A 20,824-nucleotide genomic window follows, 5' to 3' on the forward strand; every position below is an offset into this window, starting at 1 on the left:
GGATGCCGGGTTGGTCCCAGCGGGTCCGCACGTGCGTGGGTAAGCTTCCTCTGTTGGTAACGAGCGGGTATTTTCGCCGGCTGCAATCAGAGGCCTGCCATGTCTTCTTCGTTCTTCTACCCAGCCGTCACGGTGTGCCGGTGAGGCTGTCCGGGCGCGGAGTCGCCCTGTCCCTGGTGGCGTCGGTGCTGTTTGCGCTGATGCCGGGCTACGTGCGCGAGCTGGCGCCGCTGGATGGCGTGCAGGTGTTCGCCCAGCGCGTGCTCTGGTCGATTCCGGCGGTGTTGCTGCTGGTGGCGCTGAGTCGCCAGTGGGCCACCCTTGGCGGGGTGCTCGTGCGGTTGCGGCGCGAGCCGCTGTTGCTGGCGGCGCTGCCGCTGGCGGCGTTGCTGATCGGCCTGCAGTGGGGGCTGTTCCTCTGGGCGCCGTTGCAGGGGCGGATGCTGGAGGTGTCGCTGGGCTACTTCCTGCTGCCGCTGGCGATGGTGGTGTGCGGCCGGCTGTTCTACAACGAGCGCCTGCGTCCGCTGCAGCTGCTGGCGGTGATCTGCGCGCTGGCCGGGGTGCTCCACGAGTTGTGGATGACCCGCGCCTTCTCCTGGCTGACGCTGGTCACGGCGTTGGGCTACCCGCCGTATTTCATGCTGCGCCGCTGGATGCGCCTGGATGCGCTGTCCGGTTTCATCCTCGAAATGCTGGTGCTGGCCCCCCTGGCGGCGTGGCTGATCATCGCCCACGGCCCCGAGGGCGCGTTCGCCCAGTCACCGGCGCTGTGGTGGCTGATTCCCGGGCTGGGCGTGCTGGGCACCCTGGCCTTTGCGGCGATGATGGCCTCCAGCCGGCTGCTGCCGCTGGGGCTGTTCGGCATCCTCAGCTACGTGGAGCCGGTGCTGCTGTTCGCAGTGGCGGTGGTGTTCCTCGGCGAGGCGTTCGACCCGGCGCAGCTGTGGACCTACCTGCCCATCTGGCTGGCGGTGCTGCTGATCGGCTGGGACAGCGCCCAGCTGCTGCGGCGCCAGGCGCGCCAGCTGGGCGTGTGAGGCGCAGCCTTCAGGCTAAGGCGGGGTGAGCGGCCAGGGCCGGCAGGACCTGTTCCCGCAGCAGTGGGGCCAGGGTGTCCGGCAGCGGTTGGCCGGGGGCCAGCCAGGCCAGTTCCTCCAGCTCGGCGGCGGGCGCCACCGGCTGCTCCAGGCGTGCGACGAAGACCTGGGCCTCGACCCAGGTGTCCGGCTCGTTGGCCGCTGCCGCGCGGAATGACCCCAGCGGGCTCAGGGCCTCGGCCGGCAGGCTCAGTTCCAGCTCTTCCTGCAGTTCACGGCGCAGCGCCTCGTGCGCGCTCTCGCCGGGCTCGCGCTTGCCGCCAGGAAGCATGAAGGCCCGGGTGTTGCGCTTGCGCACCAGCAGCAGGCGGTTGTCGGCGTCGATCAGGCAGGCGGCGGTGATGTCGAGGGTGGTCATGGGGCAGGGGCTTCCGGTAGCAGTCGGTAATGCAGCTGCACCACGCCGGTGGCGAAGCTGCGTTGTTCATGCAGTTGCAGGCGCCGTTCGAGGCCGGTGGCGAACATCGGGATGCCCGCACCGAGCAGGTGGGGGATCACACTGACGATCAGCTCGTCCAGCAGGCCGGCGGCGTAGCAGGTGCCCGCGAGGGACCCGCCGCCCACCAGCCAGACCCGCTTGCAGCCGGCCTCGGCCAGCTCCGCCAGGGCCTCCTGGGGCGTGCTGTGGCGGATATTCACCTGGGGGCCGGCGGGTTGCAGGTCGGCGCGGGTGAGCACGGTACAGGGCTTGCCGGGGTAGGGCCAGTCGCCGCCCATCGCCAGCACGGTCTCGTAGGTCCCCCGGCCCATCAGCAGGCCGTCGATGCTTTCGTAGAAGGCGTGGTAGCCGTGGTCGTCGCCGGAGCGCTCGATGGGTTCGAGCCAGTCCACCCGGCCGTCGGGGCGGGCGATGTAGCCGTCGAGGCTGGTGGCGACGTAATAGATCAGCGAAGCAGTCATGGGGGCTTTCCGCAGAGGAGATCGGGGGCGTCAGGGTTTGGAGTGGGCCGGTCGGGCGCGAGTTCAGTCGTGCGCAGGGGCCGGCGAAGGGATCGCGGGCGTTCGGGCGCGACACAAGGTAACCTACGCAGCTGTTTTCCAGGCTTCCGATCGAGGTGGTACCCGTGTTCTCCCAATTCGCCCTGCACGAACGTCTGCTCAAGGCTGTCGCCGAACTGAAATTCGTCGAACCGACGCCCGTGCAGCAGGCGGCGATTCCCCCGGCGCTGGAAGGGCGCGACCTGCGCGTCACCGCGCGCACCGGCAGCGGCAAGACGGCGGCCTTCGTGCTACCCCTGCTGAACCGCCTGATCGGTGAAGCCAAGCCCCGCGAGCGCATCCGTTCGCTGATCCTGCTGCCGACCCGGGAGCTGGCCCAGCAGACCCTGAAGGAAGTGGAGCGCTTCTCGCAGTTCACCTTCATCAAGTCCGGCCTGGTCACCGGCGGCGAGGACTTCAAGGTCCAGGCCGCCATGCTGCGCAAGCTGCCGGACGTGCTGGTGAGCACCCCCGGCCGCCTGATCGAGCACCTCAACTCCGGCACCGTGAGCCTCAAGGAGGTGGAGGTGCTGGTGCTGGACGAGGCCGACCGCATGCTGGACATGGGCTTCGCCGAGGACATGCAGCGCATCACCGCCGAATGCGCCAACCGCCAGCAGACCCTGCTGTTCTCCGCCACCACCGGCGGCGCGGCCCTGCGCGAGGTGTCCGCCCAGGTCCTGAAGGACCCGCTGCACCTGCGCCTGAACGGCATCGAGCAGCTCAACGAGTCGACCCGGCAGCAAGTCATCACCGCCGACGACGTGGATCACAAGGAAGCCCTGGCGCGCTGGCTGCTGGCCAACGAGACCTACCAGAAGGCCATCGTCTTCACCAACACCCGTGCCCAGGCCGACCGTTTCTACGGCCACCTGGTGGCGGCCGGCTACAAGGCCTTCGTGCTGCACGGCGACAAGGACCAGAAGGACCGCAAGCTGGCCATCGACCGTGTGCGCGAGGGCGGCACCAAGGTGCTGGTGGCCACCGACGTGGCGGCCCGTGGCCTGGACATCGAAGGCATGGACCTGGTGATCAACTTCGACATGCCGCGCTCCGGCGACGAGTACGTGCACCGCGTCGGCCGCACCGGCCGTGCCGGGGGCGAGGGCCTGGCCGTCTCGCTGATCTGCCACAACGACTGGAACCTGATGTCCAGCGTCGAGCGCTACCTCAAGCAGAGCTTCGAGCGCCGTGTGATCAAGGAGCTGAAAGGCACCTACAACGGGCCGAAGAAGGTCAAGGCCTCGGGCAAGGCAGTCGGTAGCAAGAAGAAAAAGACCGACAAGAAGAGCACCGGCAAGGCGTCCGCCAAGCCCGCCGCCAAGCGCAAGCCGTCCAGCCCGCGCCGCGAGCAGCCGCAGGTGGTGAGCAGCGACGGCCTGGCACCGCTCAAGCGCCGCAAGCCGGCGGCTGAGTGATCCGTCCATCATCGTTCGGCCTGCCGGTGGTGTTGCTGCCGTGGCTGGCCACAGCCGAGGCCCAGGTGTACCGCTGCACCCGGGCCGACGGCACGGTGGAGTTCACCGACCGCGGTTGCGGAGCCCTCGAACCCTCCCTGCCTCCCCTTTTGGACGCTGCTCCGGCGTTCATCCCCTACGGCCTCGCCCTCTGGCAAGTGCTGGCCCTCGTCTACCTGGTCATGAGCCTGGTCTGCTTCGTCGCCTACTGGTACGACAAGCGCCAGGCCGTGGCCGGCATGCGGCGCATCCCCGAGGCGCGCCTGCACCTCTTCGAGCTTCTCGGCGGCTGGCCCGGCGGCCTGCTGGCCCAGCGGCTGATCCGCCACAAGAACCGCAAGCTGCCCTACCAGTTGCGCTTCTGGTTCATCGTCCTGCTGCACCTCGGGGCCTTCGGCGCCTGGGTCGCGTGGCGCTGGCACTGACGTGGACGCAAGCGCGATGGTGCGTGTCGGTTACGGTCATGGCGGTGTCATGGTCCTCTGCTAGGGTCCAGGGGCCCGGGGCGCCTGATGCGCCTCGCCCACCCCGAGGGAACCTACGCGATGACATTGACCCGGACGCTTCTCGCCGCCGCCCTGTGCCTTGGCCTGGCCGGCCCCGCCGCAGCCGCCACCGAACTTGCCCACTGGCCGGCGCCCGCCGCCAAGCAGCTGGACGCGCTGATCGCCGCCAACGCCAACAAGGGCGCCTACGCGGTGTTCGACATGGACAACACCAGCTACCGCTACGACCTGGAGGAGTCCCTGCTGCCCTTCCTGGAAATGAAGGGCGTGCTGACCCGCGAGAAGCTCGACCCGTCGCTCAAGCTCATCCCGTTCAAGGACGTCAACGGCCACAAGGAAAGCCTCAACAGCTACTACTACCGCCTCTGCGAAGTGGACGACCTGGTCTGCTACCCCTGGGTGGCCCAGGTGTTCTCCGGCTTCACCCTGCGCGAGCTGAAGGGCTACGTGGACGAGCTGATGGCCTACGGCAAGCCGATCCCCAGCACCTACTACGAAGGGGATGAGGTCAAGACCATCGAGATCAACCCGCCCAAGCCCTTCACCGGGCAGAAGGAGCTGATGAACAAGCTCCGGGAGAACGGCATCGAGGTGTACATCATGACCGCCGCCCTGGAAGAGCTGGTGCGCATGGTCGCCGCCGATCCCAAGTACGGCTACAACGTGAAGCCCGAGAACGTCATCGGCGTCACCACCCTGCTCAAGGACCGCAAGACCGGCGCCCTGACCACCGCGCGCAAGCAGATCAAGGACGGCCACTACGACGAGAAGGCCAACCTCGACCTGGAAGTCACCCCCTACCTGTGGACCCCGGCCACCTGGATGGCGGGCAAGCAGGCGGCCATCCTCACCTACATCGACCAGTGGAAGAAGCCGATCCTGGTGGGTGGTGATACCCCCGAGAGCGATGGCTACATGCTGTTCCACGGCACCGACGTGGAGAAGGGCGGGCTGCGGGTGTGGGTGAACCGCAAGGCCAAGTACATGGACCAGATCACCGCCATGCAGAAGAAGAACGCCGAGTCCCAGGCCAAGCTGGGCCTGCCGGTCACCGCCGACCGCAACTGGGTGGTGGTGACGCCGGAGGAGATCCAGTAACCGGCCGTCTTGCCCCCTGCGCAGCCACAGCGCCAGCGACTATTCTGCGAGGCAGTGACCAGGGGGTGGCATGGGAAAGTGGTTCATCGGCATCGTGCTGGCAGGGGTGACCCTGCTGGCACAGGGGGAAACCCTGCGGTTCGGTTTCGGCACCGAGAAGCCACCTTATGTATTCGAAGCGGAGCAACGCGGCCTGGAGGTGGAGATCATCGCCGCCGCCGCCCGTGAAGCCGGCTTCGAGCTGGAGTACCACTACCTGCCCATGGAGCGCCTGCACCTGATGCTGGCGCGCGGCGAGCTGGACGGCATCGCCCCCACCAGCGAGCTGAGCCAGGTGCAGGCCTTCTATTCCGACGTCTACCTGCAGTACCACAACTACGCCATCGCGCTGGCCGCCTCGAACCTGACCCTGTCCTCCATCGAGGACCTGGGGCAGTACTCGGTGAGCGCCTTCCAGCGTGCGCGCTTCCTGCTCGGGCCGCGCTTCCAGGCCATGGCCGAGAACAACCCGCGTTACCGCGAGGAGGCCCACCAGATCGCCCGCAACCGGTTGCTGTATGCGCGGCGCATCGATGTGGTCATCGGTGACCGGCGCATCATCAACTACCTCAACCAGGAGGTGAGGGACCAGGTGGACGTAGCCCAGCCGCTGGCCTGGTTCGACCTCTTCGAGCCCACCGACTACAAGGTGGGCTTCCTCCACGCCTACCAGCGCGACCGCTTCAACATCGGCCTGCGGCGCATCCGCGAGAGTGGCGAGTACGGCGTGATCGAGCGCAAGTACGGGCGTTACTGATCCGGCGTCTTGCGTTCGGCCTCACTGCCGGCGCGTTCCACTTCGCGGGCCCGCCGCTCGGCGGCGGCGCATTCATCGGTGCCCGGCCGGGCGGACGTCTCGGGCTTGTCCTGGCGCAGCTCCTTGTTCACCTGGGCTGCCTGCTTCGGGTCGCTGTCGGTGGCCTGGTGCACCTCGCGGGCCAGTTGCCCGCGCTGCTCGACGGCGTCGTCCACGCCGCAGGTGGCAAGGGCCGGCAGCGGTGCGGCGAGCGCCAGTGCCAGGGCGAGGAGTGGGGTGCGAGGGTTCATGGTGACCTCCTGTTTCGGCATCTGAGGGGCGTGCGTCAGCGCACGCGGTCGCGGCTCCGGACCGCCAGGTCCAGGGCCTTCTGCATGTCCAGCCGTGCCGAGCGGCCGACATCCGGGTCATCGAGCCGGTAGCGACGTTCCGAGGGCAGGATGGGGGCCGTCAGGTCCTCGGCATCCATGGGTTCGAAGTCATAGTCGCCGCCGATGGTCATGGCGCTGCGGCGCAGCAGCATGCGCAGCTGGTCCGGCTGCAGGCGCGGGTTGATCGAGAGCATGGCGGCCACCACCCCGGTGACCATGGGCGTGGCGTAGGAGGTGCCGCAGTGCACGTCGCCGCGCTGGCCGTCCTGCAGGGTGGAGGCGTGGGTGCAGGCGGCGGCAGTGATGTCCACCCGCATGTCGATGTTCGAGGTGCTGCGCTTGACCGCATAGGCCGGGTCGTCCACCGCCAGGCCTTCGCGTTCGCTGCGCTGATGGCCGCCCACCACCAGCAACTGGTCGGTGACGAAGGAGGAGGGCAGGCGGTACTCGTCGGTGCCGGAGAAAGAGGCGCCGTTGCCCGCCGAGTTGATCACCACCACATCCGGGTGGGCCTTGCGCAGCCAGAGGAAGAACTCTTCCAGCAGTTCCTCGTAGCCGCTCATGGCGATGCCGGAGCGCACCAGCGAATCCACTTCGTCGCCTTCCACGTTGCGTGCGCCGACCCGGTGGATGCCCCAGCTCCAGTTGAGAACCCGCACGCCGTCCTCCACCAGGTTCGCCGAGGCGGCGATGTTGGCGGTGATGCCGGCATCGGCATTGCGCTCGACGATCACCTCGAAGCCCTGGCTGGCGCCGTCCAGTGCCCGCAGGAAACCGCTGTTGCCGCCACGCCCGGCATGCGCCGCGAGGATGCCGGCCACGGTGGAGCCGTGGTTGTCCGGGCGCCGGGCGTCGCGGGCGTAGAGGCAGGTGCGCGGCCCTTCGCAGGGACCGAGGTAGTCGGCGAAGTCGGGGGCGTCGAAGTCCACCTCGCGCTCGATCACCCCGATGCGCACCGGGGTGGCCGGCACCGGGGCCTGGTGTGCGGGAATGCGCCGGGTGTAGTAGTTCACCGCGTCCATGAAGCGGTTGGCGGCCCATTCGTCCGAGTCGGGCGCCGGCTTGCTGCGCGCCGGCCCGGCTTCGGATTCTTCGCCCTTCTCGGGGGCGGATTCCTCCACCACCACGGCGTCGACGCTGGTCTCGCTGCCCAGGCGCAGCACCAGGGCATCGCGCTCGGTCAGGTCGCGGGCCGGCAGGCGCAGCTGGTAGACGTTCAGCGGCGGGATCGCGCCGACCACCTGGGCACCGTACTTGCCGGCCAGGCGCTGGGCCTCCTGGGCGCCGTCGCGGTCTTCTTCGATCAGCAGGCTCACCAGGTCGACGTAGGTGGTCAGCCCGTCCATGTTCTTCGCCACCTCATCCGGCCCGGCGGCCAGCACGTGGCTGCGGTTGAGCGACAGCCATACCGGGTTGCTGCGCCGGCCATCGATCTCCAGCCAGACCGGCCCGCTGCGGTGTTCGCGGGCGTCCACCTGCAGGCGCAGCCGGCCCTCGGCGGGCTCCCGCTCCACGGCCAGGGTGCGCCCGCCCAGGTGCAGCACGGGGTCGGCCTTGCCCAGCCCGCGCACGCCGAGGCACCAGGTCTGCCGGGTCGGCTCCAGCAGGTCCCCGCAGCGGGCCAGCCGCTCGATGCGCAAGGGCTCCGGGCCGGCTTCGGCCAGGCCGGACAGGGCCAGCAGCACGGGAGCGAGGCAGGCGGGGTGAAGGGGCATCGGCGGTTCTCCTGGATCGGGCCTTGTGCAGTTCCGACTGCCCCCGGGCGGCTTTCGTTCAGGTGACCGTCCGCCTCGTCGGTCGAACCGCCCGGGCGTCGTCCGGTCGCAAGGAAGAGGACCACCACAGGAGTCATCGCCATGAACGAGCACTACGACTGGGAACTGATCGAACGCCTGCTGCACGAGGCGCAGAACGGCGCCAACCGACCCTTCGCCCCGCGCGAGTACGCCGCGCAACTGGCCGAGGAACGCCTGGCCAGCGGTCGCGACCCTGGCGGCAACCTGGATGCGCTGAAGATGCGCGCCGCGGACTACGAGGCTCTGCTGCTGGAGGGCGGCTACCTGGAACACCGCCCGGAAGCGGAGGGTGGCAACGGCGAGAATTTCATGCTGGGCGCGCGTGGCGTGCGCCTGCTGGAGATCCTCGGCAGCAGCCTGCCGGCGCATCTGCAGGTGCGCGAGCAACTGACCGAGCGCGGCAGTGCGGCGCTGGTGCCGGAGGTGTTCGACACCCTGGCCGACCAGGCGGCCAGGGCCTGAGCCTCAGTAGTTCGGCGGGGTCTCCGGTAGCACCTCGGGATCGGGGATGTAGGGCATGGCCCAGGGGTCGAGGTTGCGCCCCTGGTGGGTCAGGTCCAGCCGAACCTGTTCCAGCACGCCGGCCAGGCGCACCGGGTCGGCGTACTGGGTGCTGCGGACGTGGCTGATCTCCAGCACCTTGCCGCCGTGGAGGTCGGTCACGGTGAAGCTGAAGCTGTCGTCCTCGTCATGGGCCCGGGCCTGGCAGCCATAGGGCAGGAAGGCCTGGGTGGCCAGGCGCATGGCGGTGTCGCGGGTGATCGGCGTGGTCATGGCGGGCTCCTCGTGGATGGGGTCGCAGAGGGTGGACCACCGGCCCTGTGGCAGGGGTTCCCATGGCCCGACGAGGGGCAGCGACCGATTTGGTGAGTCGCCTGTCCTGCCTGGACAGTGCCCCGGCGTTCCTTCGATTGTTACCCTTGCGTGACGAGCGCCCCGGCAAGAGGGCGCCCCAGACACGGAGATGCAATGAAACGCCTGCTGCTCGCCCTCTGCGGCCTGATCGCCTGTTCGCCGGCCACCCTGCTGGCCTGGTCCAACCATTCCCTCGGCACCTGGCTGGCCCTGGCCGACCTGCCCGAGCTGCGCCAGGCCGAGCCGGTGCCGGTGGAGCGCCTGGAGGACTTTCTCGCAGCCGAGGCGGTGGCCCTGCAGCAGGTGCTGGACGAGCAGGAGGCGCGTGCCCGCGAGGAGCTGCCGGACTACCCGGCCCGGCCGGACAGCCTGCGCTGGATCGCCGATGGCAGCGGCGACCGGCGTCGTGCCTTCCTCATGGCGCTGCGGGTCAGCCCGGAGATCCGCCTGGCGTATTTCGTCCAGGCGCTGCCGGGGCTGGAGCTGCCGGCGGCCAAGGTGCTGCCGGCCCAGGACGTGCTGGTGTTCCGCAAACTGAGCCTGTGGAACGAATGGCGCTTCCTGGCGGTGGAGCCGGGGGAGCGGGTGAGCCCCCGTGCGGTGCTCGCCAGCGCGGCGGACGAGCCGGACTACGGGCACGACATCAACCTCTTCTCGGACAACCCCGGCGAGGTCGGCGCGCTCTACGGCTTCGGCCCCCAGCCCTTCGGTGATGCGCGTTTCGAATACTCGTCACAGGCGCCGTTCCACATCGGCTACTACCACGAGTCGGCGGTCATCTATCAGGCCGCGCCGTTCCTCGCCCGCACCTACCCGGAGCTGCGCGTGCGCCAGTACATGGCGCTGGCGCGGCTGGCGTTCGAGAGCGGCCACCCGTACTGGGGCTATCGCTTCCTCGGCTGGGCGCTGCACTACGTGCAGGACCTGACCCAGCCCTACCACGCCAAGGCCCTGCCCGGTGAAAACACCGCCACGCTGATGTGGACGGCCATCCAGGCGGCGTTGGGCGATACCTCGGGCAAGGAGGCGGCCATCGAGCGGGTGGCGACCCGCCATACGGAAGTGGAGAAGTACCAGGCCGACTGGTTGCGCCGGCTGCTGCGCGAGGGGCGCAATGACGACCCGCTGCTCAGGGCCTATGCGGACACGTCGGACGACGACCGCTACCCGCCGTTCGGCCCCGGCTACCTGCAGGACGTGGTGGCGCAGGAGTCCTATGAGGCGGCGGACGAGTTCGACGAGCGCATCGGCCTGTGGCTGGCCGGTGCCCAGCCGGGGCAGGGCTTCAGTGCGGGCAACCAGCTCAAGCCGGCGGAGACCGATCCGGCGCTGAACGAGGTGCTGGTGAAGCTGATCCGGCATTTCGCCGGGCACACCCGCAACCTGGTGAAGACCACCCTGGACAATCCATAAGAAGGCGGGCCATTGGCCCGCCGCTTCAGAACTTCTCGCCGGGCAGCAGGTAACGCCACTGCCCCGGCTGCAGCCGTGCTGCCGAGACGCCGCCCAGGCGCAGGCGCCGCAGGCCCAGCAGCTCCAGGCCGAGGTGCTCGCAGATCTGCCGCAGCTGGCCGGGGCGCGGGCTCTTCAGGGCGATGCGCAGGCGGTTCTCGCTCTGCCAGCTGACCTTGGCCCGGGGCAGCGGGCGGCCCTTGTGCTCGACCCCGCGTGCCACCCGCGCCAGGTGTTCGGCATCGGCTTCGCCGCGCACGTCGACGGTGTATTCCTCTTCCAGCGGGCGCTCGAAGCGCAGGGTGACGCCGTGGGCCTGGGTGAAGATCACCAGGCCGCTGGCCCGGGGTTCCAGCGGGGCCATCTGCGTCAGTCGCAAGAAGTGCTTGCGCAGGGTGCGCTCGCCGGCCCGCTCCGCCGCCAGGTTGGCCGGCACCAGCAGGGCGCGGGCGCCGTCCTCATCCACGCCGGCGGGTTTGTGCAGCAGCAGGGTGACCGGCGGCACCGGCGTCGGCTTGGCGTCGGGGTGCAGGTTGATGACTTCGTCGGTCACCCGCGCGTGGGGTTCTTCCACCACCTGGCCGGCGACGCTGACCCAGCCGTTCTCGATGTACAGCTCGGCGTCGCGGCGCGAGCAGGGCAGCAGCTCGGCGAGGCGCTTGGAGAGGCGGATGGGGTCGGTCATGGTGCGGGCTCCTGTGGCGGGGCCCGCATTGTCCCCGGTGCGCGGTCAGCGCACCAGGGTTTCCGGCTCGGCGTCGACCGGTAACAGCTCGGGCAGGGCCTCGGACTCGGCTTCCCCGGTGCTCTCCAGGTCGCTGTCGACCGTCTCCGGATGGCGGGCGAACAGGTTGAGCACCCGGGCGATGCCCTTGCGCTCGGGGGCGGTCCCGGCCACCTGGCTGGCAGCCTCCGGCGCGGCAGGGAGATTAGGCAGCGGCTGGGTGACCACCTTGAAGTTGCTGATCTCGATGGTGCCGCGCCCTTCGGCCAGCAGGTGGAAGGAGAACGCCTTGCGTGCCTCGGGGTTGTCGAAGGCGAAGTGCAGGGTTACCGGCTTGCCGCGCTTGAGCAGCGGGAACTCGGGAAGGGCCAGGGCCACGTCGCGCTCGAACTCCTTGGTCTTGAGCTGCAGGCGGGCGCCCTTGGCGTCCATGGCGTGGACCTTGATGGTCAGCTCCACCTCGGTGCGGGTGTTCTTCGGCAGCTCCAGGTATTGGGCGCCGATCAGGTTGTCGGCCCAGTCGTCCTTCACCTGCTGCTTCAGGCGGATGCGCTCGCGGGTGGCGAACTGGTATTCCTGGCCCACCTGGCCGCCGACCAGGGACTGGTCCAGCAGGGTGCCACGGGTGGCCACCTGGCGGGCTTCGCGACCGCTGAAACGGCCTTCGAAGCGGGCCTGGTCGGCGATGAAGCCTTCACTGCGGTAGCGCCGGCAGACCTGCTGGAAGTCGCACTCGACGAAGTGCTCCTTGCCGTCGTGGTAGCGCAGCATGCCGTTGGTGTAGGAGATCATCTCGCGGCCCTGCTCGTAGTCGCGGAACAGCGAGCGGCCGGCCAGGCTCAGCGGGACGCGGTAGCCGAAGTAGTCGAGCACCGAGGCGGTCAGGTCGACGTGGCCGTAGACGCCCCCCTTGATCGGCGGCAGGGCGGCCTGCTCGGGGGCCAGCACCAGGTTGAAGCCCCAGGCGGAGGCCAGGCGCACCTGGTCGATGCCGTGGGATTCGTCGGAGGTGATGATGACCAGGGTGTCCTTCAGTACGCCCTGTTTCTCCAGGCCGCTGAGGAAGGCGTCCACGGCATCGTCCAGGTAGGCGATGGCGGCGCGCTTGGCGTCCGGGTAGCGGGCCAGGTAGTCCTCCGGCGCCGAGTAGGGCTGGTGGGTGCCGACGGTGAGCAGGGTGAGCATCCACGGCTTCTTCTGCTTGCGCAGTTGCTGCACGTAGGTCTGCGCGCCCTCGAAGAAGGCCTTGTCGTCCATGCCCCAGGGGAATTCGAGGTAGGGGGTGTTGCGGAACCAGTCGCGGCCCTGGGTCTTGTCGAAGCCCATGCGCGGCATGATCTTGTCCTTGGCCATGAAGCGCAGCCCGGCACCCTGCAGGAAGTGGGTGCTGAAGCCGTGCTGGTGCAGCTGGGCCGGCAGGCAGTCCTGGGCGCGGGTGGGGTTGTTCAGCAGTTCCAGGCCCTTGGGGGTGCCGGAGTCGAGCTTGCTGTAGTCACCGCAGAGCATGGCGTAGAGGCCGCGGATGGTCTGGTGGCTGTGCAGCACGTAGTCCGGCGTGGTCATGGCGCGTTCGGCCCACTGGCTCAGGCGCGGCATGGGCGATTCGGCGTAGTGGCTGTTGATGGCGGCGCGGTTGGCGGCGATGTAGGCCCCCGGGATGCCTTCCAGGGTGATCACCAGCACGTTGCGCGCCTGGCCGGGGCCGGCCAGCAGCGGGGTGCCGTCGAGGTCCAGGCGGGCCAGGCCGGCGATGTCCGGCGGGCTTTCCGGCTGGTCCCCGGCGAGCCAGTCTTCCACGGCCATCTGGCCGCTGCTGAGGGCACCGGCGAGCAGCTTGTGGGGCAGGTTGAACTGGCGCCACTGGTCCGCTTCGCTGGGGCGCAGGTACTGCAGGGTGGCGTGGCCGGCCAGTAGGGCCAGCGGCACGGCCAGCCAGGCACGGGCCGGGCGTTTGGCCGGGCGATGCCAGGCCAGCAGGGCGGCGAGGATGCCGATGGCCAGCGCGCCGGCCAGCCAGGGGTAGGTCAGCCCGCTGCCCTGGGTGGAGTGGCCGACGAACTGCGGGTCCAGCAGGTACTTGAGGTCGCTCGGCTCGGGCATGCGCCCGACTGCGCCCACCAGCTCGGCCGTCCCCAGCATGATCAGCGCCCAGAACAGCATCACCGGCAGCGCCACCCAGCGCGGGCGACCATACAGCAGGGCCACCAGGAGGCTGCCGAAGGCCAGGTCGGAACCGTAGCCGAAGCCTTCGCTCCAGCCGAGCAGTGCACGGCTGACCAACGGGATGCCAATGAACAGGACGATGAGCAGGAACAGGTGGAGGGGAGCAGACAGCCAACGGCCGATGGTGCGCACAGGAACTCCTGAGATAGGGCAGCGAGAATCCGAAAAGCGGGCGTGTGTTTCAACGCGGACACGATTCTGAAACATCATTGTGCTAGCGGCCAGTAGACAACGCCGGCAATGCGGAATTCTCCGCATCAAGGTATTTCAGCGAAGCGGCGACGGGCGGCGTTGCGAGGCCGTCGAGCGGTGTGCGTGGCCCCGTTGCGGCGGGGGCTGTAGAATGCGCGCCCTGTCAATTCGAGGTACGCGAGATGGCCCTGATCGGTCGATTCAACAGCCTGCCGGTGGCCAAGCACACCGATTTCGGTCTCTATCTGGACGGTGGTGCGGAAGGCGAGATCCTCCTGCCCCGGCGTTATGTGCCCAAGGACCAGCCCTGCGAAGTGGGTGACTGGCTCAACGTGTTCGTCTACCTCGACAGCGAGGACCGCCTGATCGCCACCACCCAGAAACCCAAGGTCCAGGTGGGCGGTTTCGCCAGCCTGAAGGTGGTGGAGATCAACCGCATCGGCCTGTTCCTCGACTGGGGCCTGCCGAAGGACCTGCTGCTGCCGCACTCGGAAGAGAAGCGCCCGCTGCAGGTGGGCGACTACTGCGTGGTGCACGTCTACCTCGACCGCTCCCGCCGGATCACCGCCACGGCCCGGCTGGACCGCTACCTGGACACCACTCCGGCCCGCTACAGCGTGGGCCAGGAAGTGGACCTGCTGGTGGTGGAGCAGACCGACATGGGCTTCAAGGCCATCATCGAGGACCGCCACTGGGGGCTGATCCACCGCAACGAGGTGTTCAAGTTCCTGCGCAGCGGCATGCGCGAGAAGGGCTACATCCGCGAGATCCGCCCCGACGGCAAGATCGCCCTGAGCCTGCAGCCCCAGGGGCAAGCCGCTTCGTCCGACCTCGCCGAGCGCATCCTCGAGCGTCTGCGCGCCGAAGGTGGCCGCCTGGCATTGAGCGACAAGAGCCCGCCGGAGGTGATCGCCCAGATGTTCAACGTCAGCAAGGGCAACTTCAAGAAGGCCATCGGCGGCCTCTACAAGCGCGGTGAGATCGTCATCCACGAGGACGGCATCGAGCTGGCGCGCCGCTGAATCGCATCGTGCATATTGCCCGGTGATTTTCGGGTGATCGGGCGAAATGCACGAAAGCGGGTTGGGCTTGTTTCACCAATGCATTGATTTTATTGGGCTTTCGCTTGTCTCAAGGCTGGCACGCTGCCTGCAGGACACCCTGCCAGGAAAAATTTTGCCCCTTGGAGAGTGAAACGCTATGGGTCTCGACATCAAGCAGTTGGCCAAGGCCTTTCCCGACTACGCGCTCAGCGCCCAGCGCCGCCCCGACGGTGGCTACGTGGTGGTGCTGGAGAAGGACGACACCCGCTTCCAGCGCGTGGTGCCAGCGCTCAAGCAGCCGGCCCAGCTGGAGCTGATCATCGCCACGCTGCGCCGCGACATCGCCCTGGAGCTGGGCGAGGTGCCGCCGGTGGAGTCGTTGCGCAACCTGCACAGCACGCCGCTGCCGCGTTACTTCGGCGCCTGATTTCCATACGGCAGAACGCCGGCCTGGGGCGACCCGGGCCGGCGTTCTCGCGTCTGCGCTGGGTGGTGAGGCGGATCAGGTTTCCACGCCAGCGGGCGGCATCATGGCGTCGCCCTCCTTCGGGCGTTCGCCTTCGGCACGGGGTGGTTGTTCGGGCTGTTCGCCGGGTTGTGCCTTGAGCCATTCGCGGGTGGCCTGCTGCGCCTTGTCCACTTCCTTGTTCACCTGGTCCACGGTGTCGTTGATGGCTTCACGGGCCAGTTCCTCGGCGGCTTCGCGGGTCTTCTCGGCGAGGCGGTCGGCCGACTCCTGTGCCATGTCGCAGCCGGCGAGAGCGAGCAGCAGGGTGCTGCCGAACAGCAGGGAGGGGAGGCGGGAAAGCGTGGGCATGGTTGGGCTCCGTAGGGCTGGCCGCAGATTGGGCCGACGTCGCCCGGCATGATCAGGCACGCCGGGCCCGGCGTGAACGCCCCGGGCGTAGGGAAACTGTGAGCGGAGATGACAGGTGAAACGACCCCGGACCCCCAGCGGCGACTCTATGGGGTCCGAGGCCTGAGGCCGCCGGTCATCGGCCTCGTTGTCACTGACCCGTGCCCGTGCTCGATGGTTCCCCGGTGGTCGACGAACTGCTGTTGGGGGATGGGGCTGGGCTCTGCTGGCGCTGACGGGCTTCGCGCTCGCGTTGCTGGCGCAGTTCCAGCTCCATGCGCTGGCGGCGCATTTCGTAGTCGCGGTCGTAGCTGTCCTTCTTCTCGCGCTCGGCGCGCTCGCGCATCTCGTTGACCCGCGCATCGCGGTCGCTGGCAGCGCTATCGCCTACCACGGTGACGCGAGCACCGCGCTGGGGCGCGGACGTGCTGGCGGCGGGCGCGGCAGGTGCGGCCTCATGGCTGACAGGGGGGGACACCACCAGGGGCGGCGGAGGCGGTGGCACATCGCTGGGGGGCGGTGCCTCGCGCATTTTCGTCGCCTGGCCTTCGGTGGCGGGGCAGGGCACGGCGGAGTAGCTGACAGCGCCGTCGTTGCCGACGCATTTGTAAACGGCCGCCTGCGCCAGCATGGGCAGCAGGCAGAGGCCGAGCAGGGCCGATCTCAAAGTGCATCCCTCACTTCGTCTGAAACGGCCGACAGGCTATCAGCCCTTTTTCCTGACCGATAGGTGCAATCAGGTGCCGTGCGTCACGCGCCGACGCGCCAGGTGGTCGCGCAGCAGCTCGGCGCCGGTGACCAGCAGCAGGCCACCCAGCACCAGCAGGCCGCCGAAGATGAAGGAGGAGTCCAGTGGCTCGCCCAGCACCAGCACGCCGAAGCCGACGCCGAACAACGGAGTCATGAACGACAGCATCGACAGGCGCGAGGCGAGGTAGCGACGCAGCAGCCAGAACCACCCCAAGTAGCTGATCAGCGCCACCACCACCACCTGGAAGCCGAGGCTGAGCAGGGCGCGGTCGCTGGGGACCAGGCCCAGGCGGCCGGTGGCGGCGGCCACCGCCAGCAGGACCACGCCGGCAACGCCGAGCTGGTAGAAAAGCGTCTTCACCGGGGCGGCTTCCGACAGGCTCGATCCCCGGATGAGCACGGTGGTGGCACCCCAGGCGACGGCGGCGCAGATGCCCAGCGCATCGCCGAACAGGCTGCCTGCGGCATTCCCCGGCTTGCCGAGAAAGGCCAGGGCGATGCCGCCGAAGGCCACCAGCACGCCCAGCCACTGGACCGGCGACAGGCGTTCCTCGGGGAGGATCAGGTGCAGCCCCAGGGCGGCGAAGATCGGTGCGGTATAGAGGAACACCGCGATGTGGGAGGCGCTGGTGCGGACCAGCCCTTCGGAGATGAAGAAGAACTCCAGGGTGAACAGCAGGCCGACCCCGAGCCCAGGCAGCAGGGTGCCGTCACCGAAGGCTCCACGGCCCTCCCGCCACAGGGTGATGGCGCCCAGCACCAGCGCGGCGATACCGGAGCGGATGGCCAGTTGCTGGACCGGCGCCACGTCCTGCTCCACCAGCTTGATGGAGACCTGCTGGAAGCCCCAGACGATGCAGAGCAGCAGCATCAGGCCGCAGGCGAAAGGGTCCAGGGGCAGGCGTGTGGGTCTCATCGATGACTCGCAAGGCAGGGGCCGCACAGGTGGGCCGGAAGGGCGGCAGGATGGCGAGCGGGCGCCTTGCATTCAAACGATGTTTTGTCATCATGCTTTGACTTCAACTCAAAGCACTCCCATGCGCACACCATCCCTTGTCGCCCTGCGCGCCTTCGAGGTCGCCGCCCGCAGCCGCAACTTCACCGAAGCTGCCCACGAGTTGTCGGTCACCCCGGGGGCCGTCAGCCGGCAGATCCGTCTGCTGGAGGAAGAGCTCGGGGTCAGTCTGTTCGACCGTACCCGCAACACCGTCACCCTCAACGACAACGGCCGGCGCCTGGCTGCCACCGTGTCCCAGGCATTCGCCCTGCTGGCCGAGGGGGCGGCGGCGCTGCGGGGCATGCCCGAGGGGCCGCTGCAGGTCAGCTGTGCGCCCTCCATCGCGTCCCACTGGTTGATGCGCCGGCTCAACCAGTTCTCCGGCACCCATCCGGACATCGCCCTGAGCCTGGAGGCCACCGAAGAGCGGGTGGACCTGGAGCGCGGCGAGGCCAGCCTGGCGATCCGCTTCGTCACCGAGGGCACCGTGTTGCCCGCCAGCGAGCTGCTGTTCCGCGAGGTGTTCTTCCCGGTGTGCAGCCCGGCCTACCTGGAAGCCCATCCGGTCCGTGAGCCGGCGGATCTCGTGGGCGCGCGGCTGGTCCACGCCCATTGGAAGAGCGCCAGCAACCTGCGGATTCCCGACTGGGGGGACTGGTTCGAGCGCTATGTCGGCGCGCGCGTCGATACCTCGGCCGGCATCCGCTTCGGCCTGATCGGGCATGCGATCCAGGGGGCGGTGAATGGGCAGGGCTTTGCGTTGGGGTCGACGGCGCTGGCGGGGGATGACATCGCGCAGGGGCGACTGGTGTTGCCGTTCGGTGAGGCGTGTCGCTTGCCGACACCCTGGGAATACCGCCTGGCCTGGAGCCGGAAGGGGCAGCCCAGCGAGCGGCTACGCCGGCTGATCGACTGGCTTGTGGCCGAGGCTCGCGCCAGTACGCGCGTCAGCGAAGCCAAATCGCAGGCATGAAAAAACCGGCCCGAGGGCCGGTTTTTCCGGAAGACGGTCGGTGATCAGATCACTTGGACTTCGTCTGCCTGCATGCCCTTCTGGCCCTGAACGGCTACGAAGGAAACCTTTTGGCCTTCCTTCAGAGTTTTGAAGCCGTTGGACTGGATGGAGCGGTAGTGGACGAACAGGTCCGGGCCGTTGTCAGTGGTGATGAAGCCGAAGCCTTTCTCATCGTTGAACCACTTAACGGTGCCAGTTTGACGATCAGCCATTTGGAGTAACTCCTTGAACAAAGTTGACACGGCGAGGACTTTCCACGCCGGACTGAGCGCAAAGAGTACAAATCGAAGCTTGGAACATGGATCGATTTACGTCACACATGCAGCACAGTGGGCAACACCATACCCGTCATTTCGGGGATTGCCTACCGTTTTTTAGCGCTGCGTTGAAAGACCCGTTTGCGCCCCCCGGCGAGGTGCGTTGCAAAGCCGTTGCGACCCTTGCCAGCGGGCGCGTTTGCAGGCTTCATCGAGCTCCTCCAGCCACCGTTCCGGAATGCCCGAGATGATCCGCGAAATCCTCCGCATGGGTGACCCGCGCCTGCTGCGCATCGCCCCGCCCGTGCCCGACGAGATGATCGGCAGCGCCGCCCTCAAGACGCTGATCGACGACATGTTCGAAACCATGCACCACGTCGGCGGCGTCGGCCTGGCCGCCCCGCAGATCGGCGTCGACCTGCAGCTGGTGATCTTCGGGTTCGAGCGCAGCGAGCGATACCCCGACGCCCCGGCCGTGCCACCCACCATCCTCCTCAACCCGGTGATCACGCCCTTGGACGATGCCCGAGAAAGCGGCTGGGAAGGTTGCCTCTCGGTGCCCGGCCTGCGTGGCTGGGTGCCGCGCTACCGGGCCATCCGCTACCAGGGCATCGATCCGGACGGACAGCCCATCGATCGCACCGTCGACGGCTTCCACGCCCGCGTCGTACAGCATGAATGCGACCACCTGCTCGGCCGGCTTTACCCCTCGCGCATCGAAGACTTCACCCGCTTCGGCTTCACCGAGGTGCTGTTCCCCGGCCTCGATCCCACGGCCGACGACTGACCCGCCCAACACGCCCGGAAGGAGCCCGAGCATGACCGCCCAGCACGCCATCGCCGTCGACCTCGCCAACGTCTACGACAGCCCGGAACGCAACACGCTGCTCTACACCCTCGCCTGGGGGGATTTCGTCGAGGTACTGGAGGTGACCGAGCGGCATGTGCGCATCGCCACCCACACCTACGAAGAGCGCCCCGATGGCAGCATCCTGCCCGTCGCCACCGAGGCCTGGCTGGTGCCTCCGCGCTCGGCCCGGCGCCGCGACGGCAAGCCCCTGCGACCGGCCGACCTGGTCATGCCGCGCACGGAAAGCCGGGTGCTCAAGGTCAACTTCGTCGACGTGCAGCAGGGCGATGGCGCGGTGATCGAGACCCCGGGCGGCCAGGTGATGCTGGTGGACGGCGGCGACAACCAGATGTTCGCCCGCTACCTGGCCGCTCGCTACCGCGGCTCCTCGCCCGAGGCGCCCAAGGTGATCGACTGCATCCTCGTCACCCACGGCGATGCCGACCACTTCTCCGGGCTGACCCAGATCCACCGCTCGGAAACCAACGCCGAACCGCGCAAGCGGTTGTTCATCGAGCCCCGGCGGATCTACCACAACGGCCTGGTCAAGCGTGCCGCCAAGGGCCTCAAGGAAACCGAGCAGCTCGGCCCCACCCGCCAGGTCGGCGACGCCCTGCTGGTCTCGCCCCTGCTGGACAACCCCCTGGACGTACCGGCCGAGGCGATGAACACCGACTTCCGCGCCTGGCGCAAGGCGCTGGAGGCCTGGTCGAGCCGGGCCCGCCAGCCCATCGAGTTCCGCCGCCTGTCCTTCGGCCAGCACGATGCCTTCGACTTCCTCCGCAAGGAGGGGGTGGACGTGCAGGTGCTCGGCCCGTTGCCGGTCGGTGAAGGGGCCGACGCCGGCTTGCCGTTCCTCGGTGCGCCACCCGCCGGCCCCCGTGTCGGCCATGACTCGCTGGAAACGGCGCCCACCGGCTTCTCCGGGTACTCCGCCTCCCACACCATCAACGGCCACTCCGTGGTGTTCCGCCTGGCCTATGGCGGCTTCAGCTACCTGTTCTGCGGGGACCTCAACGACGAAGCCGGACGCACCCTGGCCCGCCAGCACGATGCTGGGCAGGTCAACCTGCGTTCCGAAGTGTTCAAGGTGCCGCACCACGGCTCGGCGGATTTCTCCGGCGCGTTGTTCAAGCGGGTGTCCCCGGTGGTCAACGTCGTCTCCAGCGGCGACGACCCGATGAACGAATACATCCACCCCCGTGCCACCCTCATGGGCGCCCTGGGGCGGCATTCCCGGGTCGAGGAGCCGCTGGTGTTCGTCACCGAGCTGGTAGCGTTCTTCCGCATGGAGGGCTGGGCTCGCCTGACCGACGCCCAGAAGGCCGAGCGCCGTGGCGACTTCTACGCCTTCAGCCGGACCGCCTACGGCCTGGTGAAGACCCGCACCGACGGCCAGCGCCTGCTGGTCTACACCGACAGCGGCAAGGCCAACCTCAAGGAAGCCTATTGCTACGAACTGGACGAGGCCGGCGAGCCGCGCCCGGTGCCGGTACTGAAGGCCTGAC

The 20,824-nt window shown here is 68.4% G+C and carries 22 protein-coding genes and 1 pseudogene; 12 read left to right on the forward strand and 11 right to left on the reverse strand.

Annotated features, from left to right (window positions below):
• The first annotated feature begins 140 nt into the window (after positions 1-140).
• On the forward strand, positions 141-1,040 hold the full coding sequence (gene rarD, locus RTK35_RS13245; protein WP_074969099.1) for an EamA family transporter RarD: 900 nt from the start codon (positions 141-143) through the stop codon (positions 1,038-1,040).
• A 10-nt stretch (positions 1,041-1,050) separates the two neighbouring features.
• Here rarD and RTK35_RS13250 read toward each other — a convergent pair whose 3' ends face one another.
• Both RTK35_RS13250 and RTK35_RS13255 read right to left on the reverse strand, forming a co-directional pair.
• Positions 1,051-1,458, reverse strand: a complete 408-nt coding sequence (locus tag RTK35_RS13250) for an NUDIX domain-containing protein (protein WP_316908201.1) — start codon at positions 1,456-1,458, stop codon at positions 1,051-1,053.
• Positions 1,455-2,000 carry a dihydrofolate reductase family protein gene (locus tag RTK35_RS13255; RefSeq protein WP_316908202.1) on the reverse strand — a complete coding sequence of 182 codons (546 nt, stop codon included), beginning with the start codon at positions 1,998-2,000 and terminating at the stop codon, positions 1,455-1,457. The genes RTK35_RS13250 and RTK35_RS13255 overlap by 4 nt, the downstream gene beginning before the upstream one ends.
• A 164-nt stretch (positions 2,001-2,164) precedes the next feature.
• On the opposite strand from RTK35_RS13255, the gene RTK35_RS13260 reads away from it, so the two are divergent.
• From RTK35_RS13260 to RTK35_RS13275, 4 genes and pseudogenes are all read left to right on the forward strand, one after another.
• The gene (locus RTK35_RS13260) at positions 2,165-3,496 is read left to right on the forward strand and encodes a DEAD/DEAH box helicase (protein ID WP_044413509.1); all 1,332 of its coding nucleotides are present in this window, start codon (positions 2,165-2,167) and stop codon (positions 3,494-3,496) included.
• 146 nt (positions 3,497-3,642) lie between these two features.
• Positions 3,643-3,918 (forward strand): annotated as a pseudogene (locus tag RTK35_RS13265) (DUF1294 domain-containing protein); the annotation flags it as partial.
• Positions 3,919-4,080: 162 nt separating this feature from the next.
• Positions 4,081-5,139 (forward strand): haloacid dehalogenase-like hydrolase, encoded by a 1,059-nt coding sequence (locus RTK35_RS13270; protein WP_044413514.1) that lies wholly within the window; start codon positions 4,081-4,083, stop codon positions 5,137-5,139.
• A gap of 70 nt (positions 5,140-5,209) precedes the next feature.
• A complete protein-coding gene (locus RTK35_RS13275; RefSeq protein ID WP_052807669.1) occupies positions 5,210-5,935 on the forward strand; it encodes a substrate-binding periplasmic protein in 726 nt (241 codons plus the stop codon).
• On the opposite strand, the gene RTK35_RS13280 is transcribed toward RTK35_RS13275, so the two are convergent.
• Positions 5,929-6,225 carry a hypothetical protein gene (locus RTK35_RS13280; RefSeq protein WP_074969088.1) on the reverse strand — a complete coding sequence of 99 codons (297 nt, stop codon included), beginning with the start codon at positions 6,223-6,225 and terminating at the stop codon, positions 5,929-5,931. The two genes, RTK35_RS13275 and RTK35_RS13280, sit on opposite strands and share 7 nt — an antisense overlap.
• A gap of 35 nt (positions 6,226-6,260) precedes the next feature.
• Entirely contained in the window at positions 6,261-8,021 is a 1,761-nt protein-coding gene (locus RTK35_RS13285; RefSeq protein ID WP_316908203.1) for a S8/S53 family peptidase, read from the reverse strand.
• 141 nt (positions 8,022-8,162) lie between these two features.
• On the opposite strand from RTK35_RS13285, the gene RTK35_RS13290 reads away from it, so the two are divergent.
• Positions 8,163-8,564: a transcriptional regulator gene (locus tag RTK35_RS13290; protein WP_142011366.1), complete on the forward strand. Its 402-nt coding sequence runs from the start codon at positions 8,163-8,165 to the stop codon at positions 8,562-8,564.
• A gap of 3 nt (positions 8,565-8,567) precedes the next feature.
• On the opposite strand, the gene RTK35_RS13295 is transcribed toward RTK35_RS13290, so the two are convergent.
• Positions 8,568-8,876, reverse strand: a complete 309-nt coding sequence (locus RTK35_RS13295; RefSeq protein ID WP_044413524.1) for a hypothetical protein — start codon at positions 8,874-8,876, stop codon at positions 8,568-8,570.
• A 195-nt stretch (positions 8,877-9,071) separates the two neighbouring features.
• Here RTK35_RS13295 and RTK35_RS13300 point away from each other — a divergent pair, with 195 nt between their 5' ends.
• Positions 9,072-10,370, forward strand: a complete 1,299-nt coding sequence (locus tag RTK35_RS13300; protein WP_316908204.1) for a phospholipase — start codon at positions 9,072-9,074, stop codon at positions 10,368-10,370.
• Between the two features lie 25 nt (positions 10,371-10,395).
• Here the strand turns inward: RTK35_RS13300 and RTK35_RS13305 are convergent, their stop codons facing one another.
• Positions 10,396-11,094: an RNA pseudouridine synthase gene (locus RTK35_RS13305; RefSeq protein WP_316908205.1), complete on the reverse strand. Its 699-nt coding sequence runs from the start codon at positions 11,092-11,094 to the stop codon at positions 10,396-10,398.
• Between the two features lie 45 nt (positions 11,095-11,139).
• The gene (locus tag RTK35_RS13310) at positions 11,140-13,488 is read right to left on the reverse strand and encodes an LTA synthase family protein (RefSeq protein ID WP_316908206.1); all 2,349 of its coding nucleotides are present in this window, start codon (positions 13,486-13,488) and stop codon (positions 11,140-11,142) included.
• Positions 13,489-13,730: 242 nt separating this feature from the next.
• Here RTK35_RS13310 and RTK35_RS13315 point away from each other — a divergent pair, with 242 nt between their 5' ends.
• Both RTK35_RS13315 and RTK35_RS13320 read left to right on the forward strand, forming a co-directional pair.
• Positions 13,731-14,570: a S1 RNA-binding domain-containing protein gene (locus RTK35_RS13315; protein WP_074969078.1), complete on the forward strand. Its 840-nt coding sequence runs from the start codon at positions 13,731-13,733 to the stop codon at positions 14,568-14,570.
• A gap of 178 nt (positions 14,571-14,748) precedes the next feature.
• The gene (locus RTK35_RS13320; protein ID WP_044413537.1) at positions 14,749-15,018 is read left to right on the forward strand and encodes a DUF3509 domain-containing protein; all 270 of its coding nucleotides are present in this window, start codon (positions 14,749-14,751) and stop codon (positions 15,016-15,018) included.
• Between the two features lie 75 nt (positions 15,019-15,093).
• Here RTK35_RS13320 and RTK35_RS13325 read toward each other — a convergent pair whose 3' ends face one another.
• From RTK35_RS13325 to RTK35_RS13335, 3 genes are all read right to left on the reverse strand, one after another.
• Complete coding sequence (locus RTK35_RS13325; protein ID WP_182852096.1) at positions 15,094-15,408, reverse strand: hypothetical protein; 315 nt, start codon at positions 15,406-15,408, stop codon at positions 15,094-15,096.
• 190 nt (positions 15,409-15,598) lie between these two features.
• Positions 15,599-16,114 (reverse strand): DUF4124 domain-containing protein, encoded by a 516-nt coding sequence (locus RTK35_RS13330; protein WP_160481348.1) that lies wholly within the window; start codon positions 16,112-16,114, stop codon positions 15,599-15,601.
• A gap of 69 nt (positions 16,115-16,183) precedes the next feature.
• A complete protein-coding gene (locus RTK35_RS13335; protein WP_316908207.1) occupies positions 16,184-17,113 on the reverse strand; it encodes a DMT family transporter in 930 nt (309 codons plus the stop codon).
• Between the two features lie 121 nt (positions 17,114-17,234).
• On the opposite strand from RTK35_RS13335, the gene RTK35_RS13340 reads away from it, so the two are divergent.
• Positions 17,235-18,167: a LysR substrate-binding domain-containing protein gene (locus tag RTK35_RS13340; protein WP_316908208.1), complete on the forward strand. Its 933-nt coding sequence runs from the start codon at positions 17,235-17,237 to the stop codon at positions 18,165-18,167.
• 44 nt (positions 18,168-18,211) lie between these two features.
• Here RTK35_RS13340 and RTK35_RS13345 read toward each other — a convergent pair whose 3' ends face one another.
• Positions 18,212-18,421 carry a cold-shock protein gene (locus tag RTK35_RS13345; protein WP_044413549.1) on the reverse strand — a complete coding sequence of 70 codons (210 nt, stop codon included), beginning with the start codon at positions 18,419-18,421 and terminating at the stop codon, positions 18,212-18,214.
• A 292-nt stretch (positions 18,422-18,713) separates the two neighbouring features.
• On the opposite strand from RTK35_RS13345, the gene def reads away from it, so the two are divergent.
• Together def and RTK35_RS13355 are read left to right on the forward strand one after the other, a co-directional pair.
• Positions 18,714-19,253: a peptide deformylase gene (gene def / locus RTK35_RS13350; protein ID WP_316908209.1), complete on the forward strand. Its 540-nt coding sequence runs from the start codon at positions 18,714-18,716 to the stop codon at positions 19,251-19,253.
• Between the two features lie 31 nt (positions 19,254-19,284).
• A complete protein-coding gene (locus tag RTK35_RS13355) occupies positions 19,285-20,823 on the forward strand; it encodes a ComEC/Rec2 family competence protein (protein WP_279816877.1) in 1,539 nt (512 codons plus the stop codon).
• Position 20,824: the final 1 nt, after the last annotated feature.

The organism is Pseudomonas sp. zfem003, assembly GCF_032621675.1.
Classification (GTDB): domain Bacteria; phylum Pseudomonadota; class Gammaproteobacteria; order Pseudomonadales; family Pseudomonadaceae; genus Metapseudomonas; species Metapseudomonas otitidis.

Bases quoted from the DNA above. Each gene is read 5' to 3' on its own strand.
- RTK35_RS13335 (WP_316908207.1), bottom strand. From the start codon at position 17,113: ATGAGACCCACACGCCTGCCCCTGGACCCTTTCGCCTGCGGCCTGATG.
- RTK35_RS13295 (WP_044413524.1), bottom strand. From the start codon at position 8,876: ATGACCACGCCGATCACCCGCGACACCGCCATGCGCCTGGCCACCCAG.
- RTK35_RS13255 (WP_316908202.1), bottom strand. From the start codon at position 2,000: ATGACTGCTTCGCTGATCTATTACGTCGCCACCAGCCTCGACGGCTAC.
- RTK35_RS13280 (WP_074969088.1), bottom strand. From the start codon at position 6,225: ATGAACCCTCGCACCCCACTCCTCGCCCTGGCACTGGCGCTCGCCGCA.
- RTK35_RS13250 (WP_316908201.1), bottom strand. From the start codon at position 1,458: ATGACCACCCTCGACATCACCGCCGCCTGCCTGATCGACGCCGACAAC.
- RTK35_RS13300 (WP_316908204.1), top strand. From the start codon at position 9,072: ATGAAACGCCTGCTGCTCGCCCTCTGCGGCCTGATCGCCTGTTCGCCG.
- RTK35_RS13355 (WP_279816877.1), top strand. From the start codon at position 19,285: ATGACCGCCCAGCACGCCATCGCCGTCGACCTCGCCAACGTCTACGAC.
- RTK35_RS13325 (WP_182852096.1), bottom strand. From the start codon at position 15,408: ATGCCCACGCTTTCCCGCCTCCCCTCCCTGCTGTTCGGCAGCACCCTG.
- RTK35_RS13285 (WP_316908203.1), bottom strand. From the start codon at position 8,021: ATGCCCCTTCACCCCGCCTGCCTCGCTCCCGTGCTGCTGGCCCTGTCC.
- RTK35_RS13305 (WP_316908205.1), bottom strand. From the start codon at position 11,094: ATGACCGACCCCATCCGCCTCTCCAAGCGCCTCGCCGAGCTGCTGCCC.
- RTK35_RS13340 (WP_316908208.1), top strand. From the start codon at position 17,235: ATGCGCACACCATCCCTTGTCGCCCTGCGCGCCTTCGAGGTCGCCGCC.
- RTK35_RS13320 (WP_044413537.1), top strand. From the start codon at position 14,749: ATGGGTCTCGACATCAAGCAGTTGGCCAAGGCCTTTCCCGACTACGCG.
- RTK35_RS13270 (WP_044413514.1), top strand. From the start codon at position 4,081: ATGACATTGACCCGGACGCTTCTCGCCGCCGCCCTGTGCCTTGGCCTG.
- RTK35_RS13275 (WP_052807669.1), top strand. From the start codon at position 5,210: ATGGGAAAGTGGTTCATCGGCATCGTGCTGGCAGGGGTGACCCTGCTG.
- RTK35_RS13345 (WP_044413549.1), bottom strand. From the start codon at position 18,421: ATGGCTGATCGTCAAACTGGCACCGTTAAGTGGTTCAACGATGAGAAA.
- RTK35_RS13290 (WP_142011366.1), top strand. From the start codon at position 8,163: ATGAACGAGCACTACGACTGGGAACTGATCGAACGCCTGCTGCACGAG.
- def (WP_316908209.1), top strand. From the start codon at position 18,714: ATGATCCGCGAAATCCTCCGCATGGGTGACCCGCGCCTGCTGCGCATC.
- RTK35_RS13315 (WP_074969078.1), top strand. From the start codon at position 13,731: ATGGCCCTGATCGGTCGATTCAACAGCCTGCCGGTGGCCAAGCACACC.